Origin of the sequence: Paenibacillus allorhizosphaerae (genome assembly GCF_042659105.1) — a bacterium.
GTDB lineage: Bacteria > Bacillota > Bacilli > Paenibacillales > NBRC-103111 > Paenibacillus_G > Paenibacillus_G allorhizosphaerae.
Genome location: NZ_JBHSRV010000009.1, coordinates 101,268 through 126,773, shown reverse-complemented (window position 1 = coordinate 126,773; position 25,506 = coordinate 101,268). Strand labels below are relative to the sequence as shown.

The following is a 25,506-nucleotide window of genomic DNA, read 5'->3' as shown; positions in this document are numbered from 1 at the left end:
GCACATGGCCGTTCCGTTCATAACAGGAGTTCGCCTCGTCACAGGGCGGCGCCTTTGCCGCCGTCGACGTTGACCGCCGTTCCCGTTACATAGGAAGCGGCCGGCGAAGCGAGAAACGCAATGACGTTGGCCGCCTCTTCCGTGTCCCCGATGCGCCCGAGCGGGATTTGATGACGCGGAAGGCTCGCGTATTGTTGCCAGGATAGCTCCGGCGCGTCCTGCTTCCATTTTCGCTCGATTTGATCGCTTCGAATCGTACCGATGCATACGGCGTTGACGCGTATTTGATCGGCAGCGAGATCCCGGCTCATCGCTTTCGTCAGCGCCAATCCGGCGGCCCGGCTCACGCTGGTCGGCAGCGAAGAAGCCGGGGGCGTCTTTGCCGCGGAGGTCACGATATTGACGATGGCTCCTCCGCCGGCTTGACGAAGGTAGGGCAGCGCGGCGCGGGAAACGCGAATCGCTCCGTGCAGCTTCAAATCCAGATCGTCCGACCACATGTTATCGGTGACGTTCTGGAACGGTCCGGCTGCGGAGGTTCCTGCATTGTTGATTACAATATCCAGCCTGCCGAAATGCGCTGCGGTTGAAGCTGCAATCCGCTCGCAATCGTCCGGAGACGTCACATCCGCCTGCAGAGGGAGTACCCGGGCACCGGTCTGCTCCATAATGATAGAAGCCGCCTTCTGCAAATGCTCCTCACTTCGCGCGCAGATTGCTATGGACGCCCCTTCTTTCGCCAGCGTCAAGGCGGTTCCCAGCCCAATGCCTTTGCTGCCTCCCGTAATCAAAGCCACTTTTCCCGTTAATCCAAGCTCCACCGTAAATTCCTCCTTTGTCCGATTCGCATGAAAACAAAAAAAGGCTGTTCTAAAAGAAAGCCTTCGGAAGATGGAATGCCATGATGTTCGACTTCATGATAACAGCGCAAGGAACGATCCGTCAAATGCTATGGGGTTGGGGAATCCATCGTGTTCGGTGCGGACAGATCGCCCTCAAATGAAAAAGATAATTGCACCGGCATTTCCTCGCATGAAGAGGTAGACGAGATAGGCGTTACCCGTTTGTACGGTTCATAGGAAGCTAGCTTGTATCGTTCCAGCAGCACGTTTAATTTGGCGCGAATCGTGTCTCGATATAGGGACGAAGCATAACCCGAACCTTGATATATCGCGGCATACCGCTTGGCCAGATGAGGATAATGCTGCTGCAGCGTCGCGAAAAACCAGCTCTTTACTTCCGAGGTGCTCAGTCGCAAAACGGAGCCCATCACAAAATTCGCTCCGGAGCGGGAAGCCTTGTCAATGACAGCCTCCAAATCTTGTTCGTTGTCGGTGATATAAGGCAATATGGGCGCCATGAATACCCCGGTTTCGATTCCCCGGTCGGTCAGTCGAGCAATCGTATCGAACCGGGAATGGGGAGACGGCGTCATCGGCTCGAAATCCCGCAATATTTTGGCGTTCAACGTATTGATGCTTATATTGACGGAGCTTCCCTTCATGGCTTGAAGGAGATCGACGTCCTTCAAGATGAGCGGAGACCGCGTCGTAATGCTGACCGGGATTCCATAGCTTGCCAGCACTTCGAGACATTGGCGCGTAAGGTTCGCACGCTTCTCCACAGGCTGATACGGGTCCGTTGCCGTGCCGATCGCGACCCGGCCGAGCTTGCGTCTGCCGTCCTTCGAGCGCAGCATCTTGATGATTTGTTTTTCCAGCGCTAGCTTGGCGTTTGCTTTATAGAAAATATGATGCTGGAACGTATCGTCCGTGTTTTGACCCAAAAAGGCATGCGTAGAACGGGCATAACAAAAGCTGCATCCGTGCTGGCAGCCGCGATACGGATTAATGGACCAATCGAAAGGCATGGACGGCGCTTTGACGGAATTGAGCATATGTTTGGCTTGAATCGGTTCGAATTGCGTTTTATTCATAACATCGAACCCTCCCGGTATGCGAATATATGTTCTATTATAAGGCGGAACATTTGTTCTTACAAATGGTAATTGTTTCAACGCGATTCTATCTCTTACGCCGTACGGTTATGAAGGCGCGCAAAGGATTCGTATCCGGTACTATTTTTATTGCTTGTAGGCAATTTACGATTGACGCAATGGCTTCATAACAGAGCGAGCGGCGCGCTGCGTTAATTTAAGGCAGCAGGAACAGGCGAAAAACCAATGTGCTCAACAAAAGCCAAAACAATTGGGGCGGTTTGCTTAACTCCAAAAATAGTGCGACCGATGAACTATATTATGAAGCAGGCAGCCGGCAGCGCCTGTTTTTTTTGCATGCGCGTCTAGTTACCGCAATAGTTTGCGAGACTCAAAAGTTACACATAGTAGAAGCGGCGTTCGCCAGACGCACAAGTTTTGTGGTGCGGTCAAGCGAGGTCATGTTGGGGTTCGTGTCCTGGCTTGCATCAGGATACGTACTAAATGTTCATATAAGTTTATTTTATTTCGTAAATGAACACGATTATATAGGACCCATTACACCCTTTGTGACGGAAGAAGAGGCGAATTTCCTAGATTTTTATGCAGGAGGACTGTGTTTAACGAGGCTGATTTGTTGAGTTAAAAAGGGGATAAAAACAATTCAAACCGCAACAATGCGTTGAAATGTTCATATGAATATGTTAGTATGCTGAAATGAACAATAAACCGCGCAAAAACGAATATAAATGTAATGGTATCCATCTTTTTCAAGCAATTGCAAAGAATGTTTGAACGAATCAACGAATGATTCACAGGGAGAGTGGAAAGTTTGGTTGAGAGTGTGTGGCACATTGGCGACTGGGATTTGACGCTGCGTTTGCTTATGTCCGCGTTGCTGGGAGGATTGATCGGCTTGGAGCGTGAGTGGCACAACCACGCAGCCGGCTTTCGTACGCATATATTAGTATGCTTGGGTTCTACTTCCATTATGCTTCTGTCCATATACGGATTCGAGGCGTTCGTTCATGAACCGAATGTACGCGTCGACCCGGCACGGCTTGCGGCCCAGGTCATCAGCGGAATCGGTTTTCTTGGAGCAGGGGCGATTCTTCGCACCGGATCGACGGTTTCGGGGCTGACGACGGCAGCCTCGGTGTGGGTGGTTGCTGCGATCGGCTTATCCATTGGCGCCGGTTTCTTCTATCCCGCTTTGTTGACAACCCTGCTTGTATTGATCAGCTTGTTTGCCTTGAACAAGTGGGAAAAAGTGATCATGCGCAAAAGACGCAATCATGAACTTATGATTAAAATCCCCGATAAGCCCGGTACGCTTGGCCAAATTGCAAGCACATTAGAGGAACTCGGTTTCCAAATAAAAAATATACAAATGAAGCCGTCGGACGAGGTATGGGTATATAGCGCCGAAACGGCGGTGTTGGAATTGAAGATCACGATCCGCTCCCACCAGCCCCGGAAGCTCGCGGACGCTTTGGAGAAAGTCGCGACGCTTTCCAATGTCCTTTGGATCGAATCCTCCGCGCAGATTCAAGAACTCTCCACAGGACAATATGCGATGAAGCAATAGGATGTATTTTCCATTGACACTGACATGATAGCGCGGTAATCTAAAAGCGCATAAACAAGCATCAATGAGCATAAATGCACAAACATTTTGGTTGCTATCGCTTTGATGTGGAGGAGTGAGTGTCTTGCTAGCTGCGGAGAGAAAGTTGAGAATCGTAGAGTACGTTAGGCAGTATCAGTCCGCTTCGGTTGGAGCGCTAGCCCAAGAATTCGGTGTTCATGAAGCGACCATCCGCAGGGACTTGTCTGAAGTAGAGCAGGAGGGCTTGCTTAAACGTACGCACGGCGGGGTGATTGTGGAGCGTTTAACCCATAATGAACCTTCCTTTAATGAAAGAACCAATGTCAAGCTCGAGCAGAAGATGCGTATTGGTAAAATGGCTGCCAGCCTGGTGGAAGACGGCGATCACATCATTATCGATTCCGGAACGACCACGCTGCACATCGCCAGAAATCTGGTCCATCACTCCAATGTCACCGTTGTTACGAATGATATCAATGTAGCGGCGGAGCTGAGGGATGCCCCGGGCGTGAAAGTTACGGTAACCGGAGGCGAGCTGTACCCGTCAAGCTATATGCTGAACGGTATGTTCACCGACCATGCCTTGCGTTCGCTGCATGTGACGAAAGCGTTTCTCGGTATTCCGGCCATCCATCCGAAGCATGGGCTGATGCATCCGGAGGCACAACTGGTTCAAGCCAAGCAAGGGATGATTGCGGCGGCCCAGGAAGTGATCATTGTTGCGGACGATACGAAGATCGGCAAAGTCTCTTTATACACGGTCGCTCCAAACAGTGCCATTCAAACGTTGATTACGGGCGGAGAGGTACCGGAATACGACATTAAGCCGTTTCGGGATTTGGGCGTCAATGTAATTACCGCATAACTCCAGGTGAATTTTTCCTGGCCGTTACACGGTCCGGAAATTCATATATAGTCACTTTTTGCAATGGAGGTGTTACCGTAATGGCTGCCAAGACTACAGAAACCGTACATTCACACACACTGCGCTTGACTCAGCCGCATGTCATTCAATCCTATGATATCGAACGGGAAGTGCGAAAAGGTTTTGTTGTCGTTGAACCGACACTGGCAAGCATTTGCCACGCTGATCTTCGCTATTTCGGAGGGCTTAGAAAGCCGGAAGTGTTGGCCAAAAAATTGCCAATGGCACTGCTTCACGAAGGTATCGGAACCGTGGTCGGTGGTAACGGCGTGCATTTAACCGAAGGGGAAAGAGTTGTGATCGTTCCTTATTTGCCCGGGTATCTCTTGAACGATATGCAACCGGAGCAATGCTGCCCGGCGTGCCGTGGCGAGATCGCAGACAATTATTGTTCCCACGGCGGGTTCCTGGGAAGCGGTACGGATGGAATCGCACAGAGACGTATAGTGCTGCCCGAACCATGCGTAATTCCGATTCCGGAAGCGGTTTCTAACGAAATTGCGGTACTGGCGGAACTGTGCAGCGTATCTTACCGGGCGCTCAGAGCCGTTGCACCGTTGCTTGACAAAGCGCGGGTTGCTGTATTCGGCGATGGACCTGTGGGATATTTGACCGCCGCGATGCTGCACCATGCTTTTAGAATCGACCGCGACCGGTTGACTGTTTTTGGAGCTGTCCGAGAGAAACTGGATGAATTCACTTTTGCAACAACCGAAATGGTACAAACCTATGATTTTCAAGCCGGTGAACAGGTTGATGTCGTAGTGGAGTGCACGGGTGGACGCTTTAGCGAAAGCGCGATTAACCAAGGAATCGATATTCTCAAGCGCGGCGGACATCTCATTGCGATGGGAGTCAGCGAGGACCTTGTGCCAATCAACACACGCGATGTATTGGAAAAAGGAATTACGATTCACGGAAGCAGTCGGAGCTCCGCTTCAGATTTTCACGAAGTGCTCCGGGTAATGGAGAATACGGACTGCCAGGACACGTTAAAACGACTGGTGCCGGACGAATTTATAGGGGTAAGCAAAGCAGAAGACCTCGCTGGCGCAATGGATTCTGCTCTGGCTCACCGGGATTGGAAAAAAACATATCTCGACTTTCACTGGTGACGCAGTGGGAGTCTGTGAGAAAGTATACTACACAAATGACTTGCAGTAAATCGGCGATATGGAAAATTTAGTATTTATCAGGTTTCTGAAAACGCATCCATGAATAACGATTTCCAAAAGTATAAGACTCTGTAAGGGAGTGCAAGTTAATAGGGAGGAATACACTTGGGAAACGAAGCGGTTCTCGTTCGCAAGCAGTATGTCCGATCACGGCAGAAGAAACTTGTAACCGACCGGAACGCTTGCAAGATGAGGCGTGCGAAGGACGCTTTTTCCGTCGATCGGAAGATCATTCTTCCGTTATTCTTACGAGCTGACGAGGAAAAGAGGGCAGCAGCATGAATAAAAAGAAAATCTGGGAAACAGTCCGTCCTTACTTTATGATCGCGCCGGCGATGATCGGCATCATTTTATTTGTTATCTACCCGGTTCTCTATTTAGTTAAATTAAGCTTTTATAAATATAATTTGCTGAATAAAGACAAAAGCAAGTTTGTGGGGCTGGACAATTTCAAAGAAATTTTCTCTCGTGAGGATTTCTACGATTCTTTGTTCACTACCGTTATTTATACGGTTGGTGTCGTGTTCCTGACCTTGGCTATATCCATTCTCATAGCCGTATGGTTGAAAAAAAAGACGCGGTTCAACGATATTATACAAGCCGGTATTTTTACGCCGCACATCATTTCGATCGTGTCCGTATCGCTAGTATGGATGTGGCTCATGGAGCCGAGTCACGGCATACTCAATTTTTTGCTAAAAGCAGTGGGGCTGCCGGCCATGCCTTGGCTGCAAAGCTCCAGCACCTCCTTGCTTTCCGTCATTATCGTATCGGTGTGGCAAGGAATCGGATATTATACGCTCATTATCGTAGCTGCGCTCCACGGCGTGAATCCGCAGATTTATGAGGCGGCCGAACTCGATAATGCGAACAAATTCGATGTATTTTTCAGAATTACATTACCGCTCATTTCGCCGCAGTTGTTTTTTATTCTGATCATTATGACGATCGGTTCATTCAAAGTATTCGATACCGTCAAAATCATGACCGGCGGCGGTCCGAACGGTTCAACGACCACGCTCGTTTACTACATTTATGAATTCAGATCAAACAGCATCGGCTATGCTTCCGCCACTGGGGTGGTACTGATGGGCATCATTGCAATTTTAACTTTTGTTTACTTTAAAGTGCTGTCCAAGAAAGTTCATTATCAATAATGGTTCGGATGTTCATGCGACAAGGAGGTGCCTAACCAGTGATTGTGCAACAAGAAAAAGGAGTAGGCGGGAAGCATTCGAACAACGGCCGTGCTGCGTATCTATTCAAATCCATTGTCGGCTTTTTGCTGAAAGCCCTCACATTACTCGTGTTTGTTTTCCCGTTTTTATGGATGATCTCGACATCTTTGCAAACGCTTGAGGAGACGTTGGCTTTTCCGCCGACGTTGATTCCTTCGGTTCCCCAGTGGGGCAACTTTGTCAAAGCGATGAGCGCCGGCCCGTTTTTAACGTACGCTAAAAACTCCGTTATTATCACGTTCTCCATCATTATTTTGCAATGTGCGGTAATGATCCCGGCAGCGTATGCTTTTGCCAAGTACAAGTTTAAAGGCAATGAGCTGTTCTTCAGTCTGGTATTGCTGGCCTTTATGATTCCGGGACAGGTGACGTTTATCCCAGTGTATCTGATGCTGGCGGATGCTGGACTGATCAAGTCGCTATTGCCGCAGATCATACCGTTCATGTCCAACGCTTTTGGTATTTTTTTGCTGCGCCAATATTTTATGCAAATTCCGCAAGAGCTTATTGAAGCGGCCCGGCTGGATAACGCAAGCGAGCTCAGGATCATGCGGAGCATTATGATTCCTATGTCGATTCCGGCACTTGCAACCGTCGCGCTGTTCAGCTTTGTCAGCCATTGGAACGACTACTTCTGGCCGCTTGTCATGACGGATTCGGCGGCGGTTCGCCCGCTTACGATGGGGATCGCCATGTTAAGGGAGACGGAAGGAATCAGCAACTGGCATATTATTATGGCAGGCAACGTGGTACTCGTGCTTCCGATCCTGATCGTTTATCTGTTTGCCTCTAAACAAATCGTTAAGGCGTTCGTATACTCCGGCATTAAATAATAAACTTAACAACAAAGGGGATATTGTCAATGAATAAGAGGATTCCAGCTATCGTAATGGCAACCGCACTGACAACCGGTCTTCTTGCAGGATGCGGGGGGAACCAGCCTGAGCAAACGGGCAACCCTTCCACGGCAGGCGGTAAAACTACCCTGCAATTCTGGCACTCGCTGGGAGGCAAGAACGGCGAATACCTCAACGGTATGATCCAACGCTTTAATCAATCGCAAGATAAAATCGAAGTGGTCGGCACGTTCCAAGGCTCATACGATGAGACGGTGACCAAGCTTCAACAAGCGGTCGCAGCCAAAACGGCACCGGACGTAACGATGCTGGAACGCGCCTATGTTCAAATGTTTGCGGAGTCCGAGGTGCTCGAGGACATGGCGCCGTATATGAAAAAATCCCAGATGACGGTCGATGATTTCCCTCAGGGATTGATGGGACATTCGACTTTTGATAAGAAAGTGGTCTCCCTGCCGTTTAACCGCTCCACTCCGATTTTGCACGTCAACAAGACGATGCTGGACGAGAAAGGGCTTGCCATTCCGAAAACGTGGGAAGAGCTGAAAAAAGTAGCGAATGCGTTAGTCGTTAAGGAAAACGGAGAATTTCAACGTTACGGCTTTAGTATGCCTTATGACACATGGTATCCGATTGCTATGATTTCCCAAGCCAAGGGCAAGTTTTTTAACGATAACGGCACTTCGCTCGGATTTAGCAGCGAAGGCGTAAAAACGTTCAAATTCCTCAAAGAATTACAAAATTCAGGCGCCATGTACTACCCGCCGGCACAAGATTCGGGGAATATCGTGAACCAGATGTTTACTAGCGGCAAAATCGGCATGATGTATCAATCGACCGGCGTCATCGGAAGCTTGCTGGATAACGTGAAATTTGAATATGTAACGGCATACCTGCCGATGGATCAAGTGTATGCGACGCCGACCGGCGGAGCGAATCTCGCGATGATGACCGGTTCCAAGAACAAAGATGCGGCGTGGGAATTTATTAACTGGATTATGACCGATTCCAAAGGCGGCCTGCAGTTTATACTTGATTCCGGGTATCTTCCGTTTACGAAGAAAATGGCCGAATCCCAGCCAATGAAAGATTTGTGGGCGAAACAGCCGAACCGTAAAGTGGCCTATGATCAGTTGCAATACGCTGTCGATACGAACAAGCATGTAGGCTGGCCGCAGGTGATGCAGGAGTTCTTCAAGGCGATTCAAGCCATCATGTACGACAACAAGGATATCGATAGTACGCTGGATACCTTCAAGAAAGAAACGGAGCGTATTCTCAAAAAATAAGTTACACTATACCGGTAAGCAGGAAAGAGCCTCAGAGAACAGACACAATCCGGCCATAATGGAGGTAATCGTCTGTTTCGCTAGGCTCTTTCTTTATAAGATCAGAAAGTATAAATTTGAACCGGAGGTTTAGGTTTCTGATCTTTCAAGAAAAACTACCTCTAAAAACGGTCTGGCTACTTTGAAGTACTCCGATAGGAGTTTTTCTTAAGAGTAAAGAAAGTTTAACTTCATTAAAGCGCTAAAGCGCGTATTAAACTTTCTGCTCGCAAGAAAAGCTTCCACTAAAACACGAATGTATCTTCCTCGAAAGGGCTTCGATCAGAAGCTTTTCTTAATACAAATATAGAAAGGGATGCCAATCCATGATAACCCGCCTTCAACCTAATAATGAAATCATTGTATCCGGACATCGAGGATGGAAGTCCGCCTATCCGGAAAATACGCTTCTTTCTTTTCAAAAAGCGCTGGAACTTGGGGTCGATATGCTGGAGTTTGATCTTCGTTTTTCCAAAGACAAAGTCGTTATGGTCATTCACGATGAAACGGTAGATCGAACTAGCAACGGTTCCGGCAAAGTAAGCGATTATACGTTATCCGAGCTGAAGCAGCTCGATGCCGGCGGATGGTTCGGCAAAATATTCGAAGGGTTAAAAATTCCAACCTTCGAGGAGCTTTGCGAGCTGCTGTCCGCTTATCCGGACGTTCTGCTCAATGTGGAAATCAAACCGAGCGCGGATGCCAGGGAGGTCACGGATGCCGCGGTCGCCATGCTCGACCGGTACGGGTATCTGACAAGGTGCGTGTTCACGTGCTTCGATGCGGCGGTACTTGCTTACATGTATGATACTTACCAATTAAAAACGCAGGGATTTCCCGGAGAGCTGATGGCGAACTATGTCCCTGGTGCTGACGGTACGACTTCCAAAATGTGGGCGGTCGGAATCAGCATGAAGCTGTTGACGCCGCAGCTTGTAGAGGAGTACGAGAAGCAGGGAATTCTTCCTTGGTGCTATTGTCCAGACACGGACAAGCAGGTGTTCTATGCGCTCGGAAGCGGCTCCCTGCTCATGACCGTCAACAATCCGCTGCCGGTGTTAAAAATCCGCGAGCAAGTCGAGCGGATGGGATAGCATGAATAGCAGGAAGCCGGAGGCTCCTGCTTTATTTTTTTGGACGTATGACAATATTGAATATATATGGCAAAATTGGATATAAATTGAGCAATTTACGAGATATAATTTTCAGAACCAAATGTCTTATACTGAATTCGTTCCAACCATTATGATGTGAAGGAGGGATATCGCGAATGAGGAAACGTGCGCTTGCTTCATCCGGACGACAACATGGAACTCCGCTTAGATGCCGTATTTTTTATCATATTTAAGAAAGCGCTTACTTTTCCTTGGTGCCACGCCTGCCATTACTCCGAATCAGTCGCATCAACGTTCTTACACAGCGATAACATTATGTTTGCATACAGCCTTCATTTCATTGGTTCCCGCTTTTCTTATTTTGTCAGCACGGTACAACAGATGGTTTCCACTGCAATCCGCCTTTCATCATTCGATGTAACTCGAAATGACCACATTGGAGGAGTATGAATGAAACGCAGGGTAACTTTTGGTTTGACCGCAGCGATGTTCACCGCATTCATCGCCGGTTGCGGAAACAACATCGTGCAGCAAACGACGACGGGAGCAGTAGCGGAGAAGCACGATCCTGTCACCGTCAGAGTCGGCATTTCCGCGAGCAAGCTAACGGAGGAGGAATTCGCGCGATTTTTTGTCGACCCGGTCAAGAAGAAATATCCGTGGATTACCGTGGAGCGGGAACTATACGATAAAGGCAGAAGCTTGTCCCAGTTGGTTGCGGCCGGAGAGACCCCCGACATCGTATGGCATACGAATATCGGCAGCAGCTTGAGCGATTTTATCGATTTGAAACTGGACGTTTCGTTAACCGAACTGATCAAAAAGCATAATCTCGATCTGAACCGGATTGAAACGGAGTCGCTTGATGCCGTCAAAGCGGCTACGCAAAGGGAAGATTTGATCGCCATCCCCTATACAAGGCATTTCAGTGCTACATACTACAGCAAGGAAATATTCGACAAGTTCGGCGTACCCTATCCGACGGATAACATGACATGGGATCAGATGTACGAGCTTGCGAAGAAAGTGACGCGGCTGGACAGCGGCATACAATACCGAGGCTTGGAGCCGAACGTTTCAGAGCGGCCCGCTTCCCAGTTGTCTTTGCCCTATGTTGACCCCAAAACGAAAAAAGGGGTGCTGCAAACCGACCAGTGGAAAAAAGTGATGGAAATGGTCACGAAGATCCATCGCATTCCCGGGAACGAACAAATCGCCAATCATTCGGCCGCAGACAAGCTTTTTGTGGAAGGAAAGCTGGCGATGGAACCGACCGTCAATATATTGTACGAAGCGAGATTCAAGGATTACCCGGACTTGAAGTGGGATTGGGTGACATATCCGGTGTGGCCGGAAGCGCCCGGAATCGGGATGAGAATTGACGCCCATGTCCTTGCTTTAACGAGCACGAGCAAGCACAAGGACGATGCGTTTCTCGTCATGTCCGCACTCGTGTCCGACGAAGTGCAGATGGATTTTTCCCGCCAGGGGCGGTTCAGTGTTCTGAAGGATCAGAAAATCCGCGATAGCTACGGAGCGGATATCGACTATCTGAAAGGTAAAAACATTCAGGCGCTTTATAAAACGAAGCCGGCCAAATCATTCGTGCCGACGAAATACGATACGATGGCCATGACGGCCATCAACGGGGCGAAGGACGACATCATCAAGAAAGGCAAGGATATTAATACCGCGCTGAGGGATGCGGAGGAAAAGCTGAACAAGCAAATTCAGGAGAAGGAAGTCGGCAACTGACTTATATTGCAAACCGTGGATGTTCCGCTATTCTCAGCATCGCAGCAGGATAAGGCCATTCGAAATTTCCGGATGGCCTTATCGTATCGGGCTTTTATGATATACCGCCAAATCGTTCCTCCAGGTTGTCCCAATGGTCTGCGATCCAGATCATTTCCTCTATAAAACGGCTCATCGGTTTGTTGGCGGCGTAGATGGCATGTACCCATTTGCACTCCTTGTACCACGTCAGCCGGATCGAACGAACGAGCTGCTCCTCCGATAAACGGCAATACCCGCGATATCCGTTCACGTATGCCTCGACGGTTTCCATTCGCATCGACTTTGAAGCCAGCGAGCAGGAGAGCAGCGCCCGGGAAATATCGAAATCGGGGTATACGTATTGCACCCGGTCAAAATCCAAAATATCAGCCAGACGGTCTTTGTGAAACAGCAGGTTGTCAACGTGCATATCCCAGTGAGCCCAGCCGTGGGTCGCGGACTTCAAATCGTCCAGATCCAGCCGATTCAGGATGTTTCTCTGCTTTTCGATTGCCTGCGCGTACGTTTCATGTCCAGCCGCGAGCGTCTCTCCCCGATTTTTGTCCAGCCGCTTAAGCAAGCTCTCTTTGGACGGCAGCTCCCAGTGCAGCGAATCGCGCGGTGGAATATTGCTCTTCATCCATTGATGCATCCGCCCGGTAGCTTCGCCAAGGCTGAACATTTGCTCGGCCGTCGCTTCCCCTGCCGCGATATGATGTCCCTCGCTGACGCCCGAAATCATATATTGCTCGCCGGATGCGGTTGTGTGAATCGTCTCGCCTTCGAAAGCATACACCGGCTGGCATGCAATCCCGTCTCGGTGCATGTGCTCCTGGTATTTGAGCGCTTCACACACGCTGTCTAATCCACGTCTGTACCTGATCTTGCAATACTTTTTGACAAAACGGGGACCTTGATCCGTATTCATGATCCAGCTCACGTTGCCGTAGCCCTTCTCGTTCCGACGGACGGACCCGACTTTCCATTGAAACTTCATACGCAAATCATCGATAATTTCGTCTTGAATGAAGTCGGCTGAAATGGCATTTTCCATGGGAGGGTGCCTCCAAACATATGTTTGGATACATTATATCAAACGGAATTCTATATGGAAAGCGTTCCCTGTATTCCCATTAAGGCTTAGCGGTCAAACATTTTTTTTAAACCAATTTTGTACTGGATGCGTGCAAGGGCGTATAGTACGATCAACTCGAAATTCGCTTCAGCTGTCCCGGCATACGTGCTAAGGCCCAAAACAAAAAGCAAAGCGAGGTGACAAGAGCTAGCGTCCGCAGACGGGCAACCGGAAGCAAACATGGTATCGGCAAATGTGGAAAGTCTATTTTTACATGGGAGGTTCCAGGATGAAAGCGAAGGATGGTGTTCACGGCATACCGCGGCTCGTGAAACTGCTTCCTCTTCTTCTCGTCGGACTTTGCTTCTTTATGCTGCAGACTGGAAAAATAGTCGCGAATGGAGAGAAATTCATGATCGCAGACGAGCTTGAAGATGACTCGAACCTATTTTACAAAACGAATATCAGCTTCACGAACAGCCAGCCGGAAAGGCACGACGGCGATAACTCGAGGTGGTACAAGTCGTCGTCGGGCGAGGCATACTTCATTTATAAGGCGCCTAACGAGATTACCCAGTCGATGACCGGCTTTCGCATGGAAACGTGGTACCAGTACAACAATGCGAGTCAAATCCCGGGCGACATGCAATTTGCAACTTCACCGGACAACGTAACGTACGCGCCTCTCTCCGCATACACCAAGACGATCGATACGAGCATAACGCCGGTTAGCGGCTGGAGACGGTATTTTTGGGAAGTATCCTCGCTTCCTGCGAATACCAAATATATAAAAATTACGTTCGGCGATACTTCGAATCATCCAAGTTCTTGGGCCATTCAAGTCGGCCGGACGACGTTAGAACTGGAGGTCACCGTTTTGCAAACGCTTCAACAGAAAATCATCGAGGCCGAGACGATAAAAAACAACACGGTCGCGGGCAATGAGCCGGGTATGGTGCCGCAGCCTTTTGTGGACGATTTGGCGGCGGCGATCGGCGCGGCGCGTACGACGGCCGACAACGCGAACAGCACGACGAGCGAGCTGGAGACGGCATATATGCATCTGGCGCAGTCGCTGGACGCGCTCGAAGCTGCGCGGATATATGCTTTGAATTGGCCTGCGAATGCAGCCATTACTGCAGCCGATACAGGGCTGAACCATATAGCAGTGACGTGGCCGCATGTCGCGGAATCTGGCCGAACGCAAAACGTCACATACCATGTGTACCAAAATGGAGCCGAAGCTGCGTCGGTCACGTCAAACACGTATACGTTCCACGCCTTGAAGCCGCAAATGCCTTACCAATTCAGCGTCGTAGCCCGGTCGGGCCCGTATGAATCCCGGTTGCTCGGCCCGGTTACGCTGTCCACTGCACAAGTCCCGGCGGTTCCGGCCCACGGCTTCAGCGGGATGGATCCGGACGATTTTGCCGATGAGGACTATATTTCGCCGGAGGTGTGGGTGGACGATCCGCGCGGCATCCCTTATTACTTTTATCACTTTCATACGGTGGCGAACGCCGTGCGCCTCGATCCGCCGAACCGCGGATTTATCGATATCGTCGTACACCGCAGCCCGGAAAAAAACAAACCGTACAATGCGCGCGTGCAGGAAAACCATCTGTGGCTCACCTATTTTTATACGCGCCAAGCTCCGTGGAACATATATTACGGCATGCCTGAGGTGAGAATGCGGCTGGAGGCTGTTCTGGAGCATCTGTTAAGCTTGCAAAACGCCGATGGCGCTTTTTCGGTCGATACGTGGGAGGAACGAAATCTCCCCGGCACTTCGTTCGCGGCGCAATACATGGGGCAAACGATCCGTTTGCTGAACGAAGCCAAGGCGGCCAACCCCGATTTTCCGGCGATCGATGCGGCATTGTATGGCCGATTGGTCGAATCGTACCGTAAAGCGCTGGTCCTTGTGCTGAACGACAACGGCTTCTGGAATCACGGCAAGCAGTACACGAACCAATACACGCTTGTATGGTCCACCGCCGCCGCTTACTTGAAATATTACCCTGACGTGGCCATCGAGCAGAAGATGCGGCAAAGGTTTACCGCCGCCGCAAACGAGTTCATCAGCCCGGCCGGATTTTATTACGAAGCGAACGCGCTGGATATGGCTTACAATCTCGGGGTTCACATGCAAAATATGATTTCGGACTATTATTATTTTAAAGATACGGATCTGGAGCAAGAAATGATCGAGACGGAAAGCAAATTTATCGAATGGCTAAGGTACAACTTGGTGCTGGAGCCGGACGGCTCGCATTTTACGTCCAACTCCGCGCCGACGTCCAGAACGAGCTCGATTCATATCAAGAGAAAAGATATCCCTCTTGCCGAGAAGGTGCCGATGGCCCGGGCATTTGTCAAGACGCAGGAGGAAGTGGCGGCGGAAATCGCACGGGCGAAACAAGACCTTGCCGATGGAACGATGGCGAATATCCCCCCGCTCCAGCTGACGGGAGAAAATTCGTACAATCCGTTCGCGCTTTACAACCGGATTATGTACCGGTATTATCCGACCGAAGCCGAGCGTGCGGCGGCGATAAGCAATCTTCCGTATATCGCCAGCGACCGGTTCAACCACCAGCGCGTTGACAGTACCAGCCGCAGCGGGCTGGAGTTCACATACGTACGGCGGCCGTTTTATTATGCGGCGTTCAATGCGGGAAAGCGAACGGCGAACACGCAGGCGTTCGGTTTGGGGCTCATATGGCACCCCGAGGGCGGGATCATGCTGTCGAGCCAGTCGGAAAGCGCGACGGCAACGGCAACGAGAGGTTTATCCTGGGGGACGAAAAGCACCTCGGCCGTTCGCGTCTATGAAAGCGGCGGCGTAAACCCGACCTACACCGTAGCCGGACAGCCGCTTCAACCGGTGGTGGGACACGGCGATATCGCTCAGGGGGAAGTACAAATGTGGTACAATCTCGGCACGGAGGGCACGAAGACGGTCACCTTTGCCGAGAACGGCTTGTCGGTTGCCGTCAGCCATCCTTCCGAATTTACTGAATATATCCCGCTCGTGATCGGAGCGGAGGATACGGTTACGGTGAATGACGGCGTCGTAACCATCGTCAGAGGCGAGGCGGTGATGGAGATTGCATTCGACGGCGGAGCGGCCGCGGTCACGGCCAATGTGACGCCGAAAAACTTTTATATTTTCGATTACCGGATGCACCTGCTGACGCTGAAAACAAGCGGCGCGTTAAATTACACGATCACGATGTCTACGGTGCAATAATCGGGCTCGCGAAAGTGGACTGGCGCCCAAAAAACACGGGCAAGTTGCATCCGCCGTAGAGCGTAGCGGAACAACTTGCCCTTTGTTTGCCGTGCAGGCGGGTGCTGGATTATAGACGGCGCGTAGCTGCCCTATTGGGGGCAGCTACGCTTGCGTATGAGCCTAACGCCGGGTTCCAACAGCCGGCTCCAACGCGCTCGAATCCCGGACGCGGCGTTTCGGCGTCGCATGGCGGCTGCCCGCTGCCTGTTCACTTCAGCAGCGCGCCGGCTTGCGTCAGCTCGGCCTGCAGCTCGCTTACGTCAATATCCGCCGGCGATACGCCATGCTTGATGGCGATGCCCGCTGCGGTGCCGGCAGCCTGGCCCGTAGCCATGCAGCTTGGCGTAAGCCGGGTTGTGGCCAGCGCCTCGTGCGTCGTCGAGATGCAGCGGCCGCCGGCCAGCAAATTCGTAATCCGTTTCGGCAGCAAGCAGCGATACGGGATGTCGTATGCGCCGTCGCCCTGCACCCAGGCGGCGGTTACGCCTTTCCCCGACGGGTCGTGGATGTCGATCGGGTATCCGCTCCGCGCGATCACGTCGGAGAATCGGCGGCCCTGCACGACATCGTCAACCTGCAGCGCGTACGCGCCGTCGATTCTCCGCGTCTCGCGAATGCCGATCTGCGCCCCGACGGAAGAGATCGAAGCTTTTTCAAAGCCGGGCAGACGGTCGCGCATAAATTTGGCTACCATCATCACTTGTCTCCGTCCGGCATCCTCCGCCTCGGTCAAATGTTCGACGTCCGTGCCGTCGAGCCCTTGTACCCGCGTCGTATTGACGAGCACCTCGTCATCGGCCGGCCCCGTGAAAAACAATACCTGATCCCGGTTGATCGGCAAGTCCGCTTCCTTCCAGTGCTTGTAAAAGCCGAGAACGCCGGACAAGGGCAGCCGTTCCAGCTCGTCGAAAGGTGTCTTTTTATAAAATTCGTCGGGATGGGCGAGCATGTATTGCTTCACCCGCTCCAGGTCCACGCCACGCATGCGGAACTTCATCGTCATCGGCTGCGTCCGCTTGTCGCCGTCCCTTCCTTGCAGACAAGGTGCTCCAGACAAGTATGCCAGGTCCGCATCGCCGGTCGTATCGATGAACAGGCGCCCTTTGACTTCGATTTTGCCGGACTTCGTCGTCAGCCGGACCGATTCGATCGCGTCGCCTTGCAGGCGCGTCTCGTCGACAAAGCTGTGGGCAAGCAGGCGGACGCCGGCCTCCTTCAGCATATCCAGGGCGACGATTTTATACATCTCGGGGTGGTACGGCGTGATCGTATGAACGAACCCGACCGTATCCCGTACGTGACCGGGCGAAGCGTCCGCCTGCATAAGCCGGTCGATGATTTCTTGGGCAATGCCTGCAATAACTTGCTTGCCGTCTGTGGTATGAAAGGTCATCCACGGATATACCAGTGCCGCCGTCGACATGCCGCCGAGAAAACCGTATCGCTCGACGAGCACGGTCTTCGCTCCGCTGCGCCCTGCCGCAATCGCCGCATTAATGCCCGCCGGACCGCCGCCGCATACGACGATGTCCGCTTCAATGATTTTGTTCATGGTCAACTCTCCCGTTTAAACTGATTTTGGTGTAATATCCTCATTATAGCGATCCTGATTTTGTTCCTTTAGTTTAAAATTAGTTTAAAATTGTAGAGAAATTGCTCGAGGAGGGCGCAAAATGCGACGGAGTAGGGTAACGCTCTACGATCTGGCAGAAGAGCTGAAGTTGACGATACAAACCGTTTCGAAGGCGCTGCGCGGTTTGCCGGGCATGTCGGAGCAAACCCGCAGCGAAATCATCAAGCTGGCCAAGCAAAGGGGCTACTTGACGAAAGACCAGAAGCTGGCGTTCCGCTATGAAAAGATCGCGCCGTATCCGGTCACGCAGAGGCGTTTTTTGCTGGTCCAAAACGAATATTCGCTCAATTTCAATCGGCTGCTGCTGGAAGGGCTTCATGAACGGTTCATGGAGTTCGGTCACCAAGTACAGTCGCTTCTGCTGCCGCCCGGACTCAAGCTCGCGGAGTTTGGCGACTGGGCGGAAGCGAGCGGGTTCGATTACGCCGAAGGCTTATTTATAGCGCCGAGAATGGGGTACGATGCCGTGGAGCGCAAATTGCTGGAGCTGCCGATCCCTCGTATTTTGCTGAATTACCCTCCCCCGGAGGCAAAGGTGGATAGTGTCATCTGGGACGTGCACGAAGCGATGCATCAAGCGGTGAGGCATCTGCTCAGGCTCGGGCATACGCGGATTATGTATGTAGGTGATGCGAGCGGACAAAGGGGATTCGCCTTGCGCTGGCAAGCATTCGCGGAAGCGATGGCGGCGGGGGGTGCGTCCGTCGATGCACAGCGGCACTGCACCGTGCGTGACATCGGCGAACGGTGGCTGGACGAGTTCGTACGCTTGTATGACCGCTATAAGCCGACCGCGATCATATGCGGACTGGATGAAGAAACGGAGGCGGTATACGGCAAACTGCGGGAGATAGCCGTCGACATCCCAAATGACTGTTCATTGGTCGCTTTTATGAACGAGTCGTCGGACAACCGGCCTGCTTGCTCGCGCCCGCAGCTGCTGATCCGGGAGACCGGCTACCGGGCGGCCGACCGCATGCTTTGGCGGATCGCCAACCCGCACATGCCTTACGAGCATATTCGGCTAAGAGGCGACTTTGTTCCCGGCGAGACGACGGCGGCAACGCCATGACCGATTATGCATGCCATGATCGGTCATGGCCCGATTCGTCCGCCAGGCTGAAGGAAGCCCGGTATGAAGATCCCACAAACGTCCATATTTATTCATTTCTTGTCTATGTACATGCAGCGGCATAATGGATACATTTGTTTTGAAAGGGCTTTCAACCGTTGGGCGATTTCCCGTCTACTCCAACACGAAGGAGGATTAAGATGCGCAACGCAGCAAAAAGTACCGTTGTGAGAGTAATGCTCGCTTTCCTGATGCTCGGATCGGCGATCGGCCATGGGCCCGCTCCGGTTCATGCGGATGAAGGGAGCGAGCAACTCGTTTACGAAGACCATTTCGATGCGTATGCGAGCCGCAGCGAAATGCCGACCTCGTCCACGCTGCCGGTATGGTGGCAGTTCAGCGCCCCGGCGACTACGAGCGTGACCATCGAGACGCATCCGTCAAGCTCGGGCAACAAGTACCTTCGCATTACCGACTCGGGGACGAGCTCCGCTTATGCGAAAGTGAATTTCCCCAAACTGAAAAGCGGGTTTGCTTATCTCGAATTCGACATGATGACGGAAGCGGACGCGGATCCGAACTACAAGCACGATTATTTCGGCGCGACACTACTCAGCGAGCAGAACGAGAACATTGCCCAGGTTCAAAATAGTACGGCTGCGAACGGCTATGTGTACAAGATGCTTCAGAAAAACGCAGCGGGTCAAAACATTTCCACCAACATGATGCCGGCTAACTCCTACGTGGATGGCAGCTGGTACAAAGTCAAGCTGGAGGTTGATTTCACCCAGAAGAAAGTGAAGGGCTATACGTATGACCCAACCGGCACGACGCTGCTCGGAACGGTCGATTACGAAGGCTTCCAGGTAGCGGAAGCGGGCACTGTCGCTTCGCTCCGTTTTATCTCGATATCCGCCGGGCGGGGGGCCATCGGCATCGATCACGTGAAAGTGACGGCAATTCCCGACGAGCATGACTCGGGTACCCCTTCGGATCAGAACGTGACCGTCGACGTTTATTCCGTTCTGAACAACGTGTACCATTCGCCTCTCGGCGTCGTTTCCAACCATCTGTTCGACTCCGACATTCATCATCCGAACAGGCAAAAGACGCTCGCCGAGTCGCTGCAAGCGCTCGGAGCGGGAACGGTTCGATTCGGTGAAGGCGAGGCGGGGGATCGATACTTATGGACGGGAGCCCCTTATCCGACAACAGCAAACAGCGTGCTTCAGCCGCAGCTTTCGTATTATTACTCTACCGGCCATCCCTTGAGCGGCCCCGAGCAAGCGCTAATCAACCCGGACGGAACATATAAGGAAACGCAGGATTTCAATGAGTTTATGGGTGTTGTGAACGAAACCGGCACGGAGCCGTTCGTCATTGTCGGACTCGACGCGATGAAAGCGACCGATGCGGACTGGTGGAAGACGAAGGAGCAGCTGAAGGAGGCGGCCGTCGAATGGGTGCGGTATGCCAATGTCATAAACGGCTGGAATGTGAAATATTGGGAAATCGGCAACGAACCGTTCTACACGTCGCAATCCGGCTACATTTGGAGCCCTCAGGAGTACGCAGCCGTATTCAACGAATTTGCCGCAGCGATGAAGGCGGTCGACCCTGCCATTCATGTAGGCGTTCCCGTGTACGACTCGTTTGCGTGGAACAGCACGGTCATGCCTGCTGTTTCGGCGAACGCCGATTTCGTCATTGTACATTTGTACGGAAGCGCGAATGTAAGCCCGCTGAATACGATCGTGAACCATATCAATACGTACTTCAAGCCGGAAGACAGAAACCGGATTCGGATCGCGATAACCGAGACGAGCACTTATTCTTCCGGTGCCCAGATGCCGAACAATATGAGCCGCGCCGCGCTGTTCGCCACGAAGATCGGGAAACTTTTACAGTACGACAAAGTCGATTATGTCCATTTCTGGGTTACCCGCAAAGGGCTCAACAACAATCCGCGGGATGAACGATCGGCCATCGACGAAGATGGCAACCTGCTCCCGATGGGACAAGCGATTCAAGTATGGAACAAGTTTTTGCAGGATCAGATTGTGTCGGCGGCCGGGGCCACCGACATTTCCGCCTTCGCCAGCTATTCGCCTACCACAGGGAAGCTATCCGTTTATTTCATCAACTCGAACGCCGATCCGGTGCCGGTTCATCTGAACGTGCAGAACTACCTGGCCGGCGCCGACAACGAAACATGGGTGCTGAAAGGAACGGGAGCGACCGATACGAAACCCGTTCTGGCGCAGACGAATCCGGTCCAGTACGAAGCGGGAGCGGCCAGCTTGACGCTTGACCCTTATTCGGTCACCGTCATTGCTTTGAAGCCTGCGGCGGAGTAAGCCCGCAACGGCTCTCGTGATGCAAAGGAACGCCTTCATAACCACGAGCAAGTGGGATGAAGGCGTCTTTTGCACGTTGTTCCGAAGTTATCTTTATTCAGACCATTTGTCCATAAACCTCCCCTTATTCTCCATTTACCATGCACCAAATTGCAGTACAATTAGGAAAACAAGGGCTTTCATGGAACCCTGGTTGAAGGAGTTTTTTCACAATGTTCATGAGAACATGCGCTAGGCCTGTTTTGATCGCGATAGCCATATGTATGACGACAGGCTGCGGCGGGGAACTGAAACCACCACGCAAACAGGAGGAAACAACGGCAATGACACAAGCGACGGTACCTACGTTAATCCATCTCGACTATAAAGAAATTTCCAGCATTCGCGATAAGGTGAAAGCGAATGATTCGAGCGTGTTTCCGGCTTATTCCGCATTGCTTAACGAGGCAACCTCGTATCTCAAAAAGCCTGCACGCTCTGTAATGGGGAAAGCCCATATCCCTCCGTCCGGGGATAAACACGATTTTTTCGCGATCGGCAAGTATGCTTGGCCCAATCCGGAAACGCCGGGCGGGATGCCTTTCATCCGGCGGGACGGGTACACGAATCCGGAAGCATCCAGCGACAAGTATGACTTGGGTCCGTATTTCAATATGCGCATCCGGGTGAACACGCTCGCGATGGCTTATTTTTATTCCGGCTCGGAAGCGTACGCCGCAAAAGCGGCCGAATTGCTGCGCGTATGGTTTTTGAATCCCGAAACCCGGATGAATCCCAACTTCAACTACGCTTCCTCGCTGCCTGGGGTTAACGATGGGATGGCTATCGGCATTATTGAAGGCGTGCAATTGATCGGGCTGCTGGACTCCGTCAATTTGTTGACGTCATCGACAAGCTGGACCGCCGCCGATAACGAGGCGCTAAAGAGATGGTTTACCGCTTACACCGACTGGCTGCTCGAGAGCCCCGCAGGAAAGGAAGAGTATCGCGCTACCGATAATCACGGCTCTTGGTATGCGGCACAAGTGGCGGCTTTCTCCCTATACGGCGGAAATCTGGAGCGGGCCAGACAAATGATGGACCGCGCCAAATGGCAAGTCGACGTGCAATTCACGCCGGATGGAGGACTTCACCGCGAGCTGAAGCGGAACCGGGCCCTCTTTTATTCCCTTTACGGATTAAGCGCCTTTGTTGCGCTCGCCCGATGCGGCGAAGTGCTTGGCGACGATCTGTGGTGGTATCAGACCAAGGACGGTCGAGGCATTGAACGGGGTTTCAACTTCCTGGCCCCTTACTTGGCGGAAGAGATACCTTGGGCTTGGCAAAACATAGACAAAGAGATCAACGGCTTGGCCGTTCAACTGACTCGAAGAGCGGAGAAGGTGTACGCCTCTCCCAGGCTGGCCGCAGTTTCCAGGCATTTGACGACCTTGCGGCCTCGAACCGATTGGTCATTCTGGTTGATGACCACCCCCAGTTAAGGAAGTGTGGGTTCTATGAAAACAATCGGCAGTCTGATGCACACAGGCTGCCCTTCTTTCGTCCGGCATACCGGCTTCGCGGAAGCGGTATCGCCGGTTTTTTTCGTTTCACCAAGTAAACGGGCCGGGAGCAGACTAGGAGTTTATATGACCTTTCTCAGGGTAACCGCTCGCGCAACGTTTATGCCGTTTTACGATTAACTAATTATCCATATACGTTAACTGGTAATCCATTTACTTCCGTAATAGACAATTTATAATTAGCTGTAGAATAACTAATCGTTAAGGTCTTTGATGCAGCAACCATATTAAGGTGGCAGGAGCAGACACGGAAAACGTTTTGAAAACGCTTATAAAAAAGGGTGGGTACGCATGAACAAAAAACGGATCGTTATTTTCGCCGCAGGTTCATTGATGCTTACGGCATGTGCGAATGGCGGGACGCAAGCCGGCGGTCCAGGAACCGCAGAAGCGGATGTCGCCAAGGTGGCTAACATGTCGGCGGAAGTAAGCTTCTATATGTGGTCGATGTCGCAAAGCGAATTCGATTACATCGCGGAACAAGCGAAAAAGAAATTTCCCAACTATACGTTGAAAGCGGTTCCGAGCACCGGCTCCGGAGGCCCGACAATCGATGCGCTGGTTACAGCGGGCAGCATGCCGGATTTGTTCGTGGGGCGCGGCGTAGCGACTCCCGATTTGCAGAAGAGCGGCCTGTTGTACGATATTAGCGACTTGATGAAAAAGTATAAATTCGATACTTCGCGGTTTGACTCGCTTGCGTTTGAACAAATGAAGCAGGAGACGGCAGGCATTATTGCTGGCATCCCGCTCAGCGGCACGAACGGTGGGCTCCTGCACTATAATAAAGATTTGTTCGACAAGTTCGGCGTTCCTTATCCGAAGGACGGCATGACCTGGGACGACGTGTACGAGATTGCCAAAATTATGACAAGAGCCGAGGGCGGCATTCAGTATCGCGGATTTTCAGACCGCTGGATGGAAACCTTTTTCACGCAAAATCCGTTTGGCGAACCGATGTTGAGCTTGACGGAAGACAAAGCGGCGGTCGACACGGACAAGTGGAGAAAAATTGGGGAGAACTGGAAGCGCTTTTATACGATGCCCGGATTGAAATTCGATTCGACGACGATCAACAAAGACTTGGATTGGAAAGAGTTTATTAAAGGGAATTCCGCCATGACGACATTCGTCTCCAGAAATTTCATGGATTGGAACTTTGCGTGGGACATCGTCAGCATGCCTACGTACAAGGAATTGCCGGGCATCGCGCGGTTGGCCGATTTCCGCAGCGTGTACATCACGAGCAGCAGCAAAAACAAGGATGCCGCCTTCCAGGTGGCTGCATGGCTAGCCTCCGACGAGATGCAGTCCAAGCTAACGGCCGATATGGGATTATATCCGGTGCTGAAAAACGAAGAAATCAAAAACAAGTATATGCTGAACGACCCGCTCTACAAGGGGAAAAATATAAAGGCGGCATCCTACAATAAAGTCGGACCGGGCATGCCCGGCCGCAAGCCGGGATTAACGAACGTGAAGGCCGAGAACATGTTTATGAAAGAACTGCAGAAGGCCGTTGTGGAAAATAAAGATTTGAATACGGTGCTGCGAAGCGCCGAAGAAGTGATCAATAAAGCGATTGCTTCCGAGAAAGCAAAATGATCCGGCATTTTTGCAAGCTGCCGGGGCGGCGCTTCTCTGCCGAGGGGCAAAGTTCTGTGCTATGATGACGTTATATACATCATGCGTCGTGGGAGATGAGAATGGTGCATGAGCCGTTTTTCGAACGATTTTTTCCGAAAATGGTCGAGGTGCTCCTCCGCGGGGAACCCTTCTGGAAACAAAGGAAGTACAGGTTTGAGCTGAAACAGACGAGTTTGTACAACTTTGTTTACGTGTTTGCGGGAAAGGGCACGTATGAATTGAATGGCACCGTATGGGAACTAAATCCGGGCACGGTTCTTCATATGGCTCCGGATGAACACATGATATTGTCAAGTTCGCAAGCGGAACCTCTGACGTATTATAGCGTGCATTTCCTGTATTTCCCGATGGAATGGGAAGGGAACCAAGCCAGACTGGGACAGAAAGGCGCCCCTCTGCCGTTCGAGCGTGTTTTTTCCGTTCATGCGGACGCCGCGGAGCTGGAACGACGGCTCAAACAGTTGCATGAGTTGTGGAATGACAAAAACGCGGGGACCGAATGGACCGTCAGGCTTCTGTTCTTGACGCTGATGAAGTGGCTTAGTGAGGCGCTGACCCACAAGCTGCGGGATGAAGATGAAACGGCCCGGCTTATATCCGATTCCATGAAATACATTCAGGACCATTACCAGCAGTCGCTGGAACGCGATAAATTGGCGCGCATGGCGTCGCTGTCGGCCAGCTACTACTCGATTTTGTTCAAAAGGTACTCGGGTTATACGCCATTTGAATTTATTAACAAAATAAGGCTGGATAAAGCGAAGCAGCTGCTCCGCACCACCAATGAGCCGATTTCGAAAATTGCCAGAGAGGTCGGCTATCAGGATCCGCTTTATTTCACCAGATTATTTGCAAGGGAAGTGGGCATGGCTCCCCGCATGTATCGCAAAGCGTAGCCGCGGCCTT

18 protein-coding genes are annotated in these 25,506 nt (G+C 51.6%); 14 read left to right on the top strand and 4 right to left on the bottom strand.

Annotated elements, in window-relative coordinates; genetic code table 11:
- Nucleotides 1–38: 38 nt before the first annotated feature.
- Both ACFQI7_RS26860 and ACFQI7_RS26855 read right to left on the bottom strand, forming a co-directional pair.
- Nucleotides 39–821 (bottom strand): SDR family NAD(P)-dependent oxidoreductase, encoded by a 783-nt coding sequence (locus tag ACFQI7_RS26860; protein WP_218100716.1) that lies wholly within the window; start codon nt 819–821, stop codon nt 39–41.
- Between the two features lie 128 nt (nt 822–949).
- Nucleotides 950–1,936, bottom strand: coding sequence for an SPL family radical SAM protein (locus ACFQI7_RS26855; RefSeq protein ID WP_218100717.1), 987 nt, complete (start codon nt 1,934–1,936; stop codon nt 950–952).
- A gap of 886 nt (nt 1,937–2,822) precedes the next feature.
- On the opposite strand from ACFQI7_RS26855, the gene ACFQI7_RS26850 reads away from it, so the two are divergent.
- From ACFQI7_RS26850 to ACFQI7_RS26815, 8 genes are all read left to right on the top strand, one after another.
- The gene (locus tag ACFQI7_RS26850) at nt 2,823–3,524 is read left to right on the top strand and encodes an MgtC/SapB family protein (protein ID WP_218100818.1); all 702 of its coding nucleotides are present in this window, start codon (nt 2,823–2,825) and stop codon (nt 3,522–3,524) included.
- Between the two features lie 124 nt (nt 3,525–3,648).
- Complete coding sequence (locus ACFQI7_RS26845; RefSeq protein WP_218100718.1) at nt 3,649–4,410, top strand: DeoR/GlpR family DNA-binding transcription regulator; 762 nt, start codon at nt 3,649–3,651, stop codon at nt 4,408–4,410.
- An 80-nt stretch (nt 4,411–4,490) separates the two neighbouring features.
- Nucleotides 4,491–5,585 carry a zinc-binding dehydrogenase gene (locus ACFQI7_RS26840; RefSeq protein ID WP_218100719.1) on the top strand — a complete coding sequence of 365 codons (1,095 nt, stop codon included), beginning with the start codon at nt 4,491–4,493 and terminating at the stop codon, nt 5,583–5,585.
- A 338-nt stretch (nt 5,586–5,923) separates the two neighbouring features.
- The gene (locus tag ACFQI7_RS26835) at nt 5,924–6,802 is read left to right on the top strand and encodes a carbohydrate ABC transporter permease (RefSeq protein ID WP_218100720.1); all 879 of its coding nucleotides are present in this window, start codon (nt 5,924–5,926) and stop codon (nt 6,800–6,802) included.
- Between the two features lie 173 nt (nt 6,803–6,975).
- On the top strand, nt 6,976–7,716 hold the full coding sequence (locus ACFQI7_RS26830; RefSeq protein WP_377517930.1) for a carbohydrate ABC transporter permease: 741 nt from the start codon (nt 6,976–6,978) through the stop codon (nt 7,714–7,716).
- Between the two features lie 29 nt (nt 7,717–7,745).
- The gene (locus tag ACFQI7_RS26825; protein ID WP_218100721.1) at nt 7,746–9,029 is read left to right on the top strand and encodes an ABC transporter substrate-binding protein; all 1,284 of its coding nucleotides are present in this window, start codon (nt 7,746–7,748) and stop codon (nt 9,027–9,029) included.
- Nucleotides 9,030–9,394: 365 nt separating this feature from the next.
- Nucleotides 9,395–10,162, top strand: coding sequence for a glycerophosphodiester phosphodiesterase family protein (locus ACFQI7_RS26820; protein WP_218100722.1), 768 nt, complete (start codon nt 9,395–9,397; stop codon nt 10,160–10,162).
- A gap of 471 nt (nt 10,163–10,633) precedes the next feature.
- Entirely contained in the window at nt 10,634–11,938 is a 1,305-nt protein-coding gene (locus ACFQI7_RS26815; protein ID WP_218100723.1) for an ABC transporter substrate-binding protein, read from the top strand.
- A 94-nt stretch (nt 11,939–12,032) separates the two neighbouring features.
- Here the strand turns inward: ACFQI7_RS26815 and ACFQI7_RS26810 are convergent, their stop codons facing one another.
- Nucleotides 12,033–13,013: a phosphotransferase gene (locus ACFQI7_RS26810; protein WP_218100724.1), complete on the bottom strand. Its 981-nt coding sequence runs from the start codon at nt 13,011–13,013 to the stop codon at nt 12,033–12,035.
- A 310-nt stretch (nt 13,014–13,323) separates the two neighbouring features.
- Here ACFQI7_RS26810 and ACFQI7_RS26805 point away from each other — a divergent pair, with 310 nt between their 5' ends.
- Nucleotides 13,324–16,287, top strand: coding sequence for a fibronectin type III domain-containing protein (locus ACFQI7_RS26805; protein ID WP_218100725.1), 2,964 nt, complete (start codon nt 13,324–13,326; stop codon nt 16,285–16,287).
- 250 nt (nt 16,288–16,537) lie between these two features.
- On the opposite strand, the gene ACFQI7_RS26800 is transcribed toward ACFQI7_RS26805, so the two are convergent.
- Nucleotides 16,538–17,881, bottom strand: a complete 1,344-nt coding sequence (locus ACFQI7_RS26800; RefSeq protein WP_218100726.1) for an FAD-dependent oxidoreductase — start codon at nt 17,879–17,881, stop codon at nt 16,538–16,540.
- A gap of 121 nt (nt 17,882–18,002) precedes the next feature.
- On the opposite strand from ACFQI7_RS26800, the gene ACFQI7_RS26795 reads away from it, so the two are divergent.
- From ACFQI7_RS26795 to ACFQI7_RS26775, 5 genes are all read left to right on the top strand, one after another.
- On the top strand, nt 18,003–19,034 hold the full coding sequence (locus tag ACFQI7_RS26795; protein WP_218100727.1) for a LacI family DNA-binding transcriptional regulator: 1,032 nt from the start codon (nt 18,003–18,005) through the stop codon (nt 19,032–19,034).
- 200 nt (nt 19,035–19,234) lie between these two features.
- Nucleotides 19,235–21,391 (top strand): hypothetical protein, encoded by a 2,157-nt coding sequence (locus ACFQI7_RS26790; protein WP_218100728.1) that lies wholly within the window; start codon nt 19,235–19,237, stop codon nt 21,389–21,391.
- Nucleotides 21,392–21,714: 323 nt separating this feature from the next.
- Nucleotides 21,715–22,872 carry an alginate lyase family protein gene (locus ACFQI7_RS26785; RefSeq protein ID WP_218100729.1) on the top strand — a complete coding sequence of 386 codons (1,158 nt, stop codon included), beginning with the start codon at nt 21,715–21,717 and terminating at the stop codon, nt 22,870–22,872.
- Nucleotides 22,873–23,244: 372 nt separating this feature from the next.
- Nucleotides 23,245–24,558: an ABC transporter substrate-binding protein gene (locus ACFQI7_RS26780; protein WP_218100730.1), complete on the top strand. Its 1,314-nt coding sequence runs from the start codon at nt 23,245–23,247 to the stop codon at nt 24,556–24,558.
- Between the two features lie 101 nt (nt 24,559–24,659).
- Nucleotides 24,660–25,496, top strand: coding sequence for an AraC family transcriptional regulator (locus ACFQI7_RS26775; RefSeq protein WP_218100731.1), 837 nt, complete (start codon nt 24,660–24,662; stop codon nt 25,494–25,496).
- Nucleotides 25,497–25,506 lie beyond the last annotated feature (10 nt).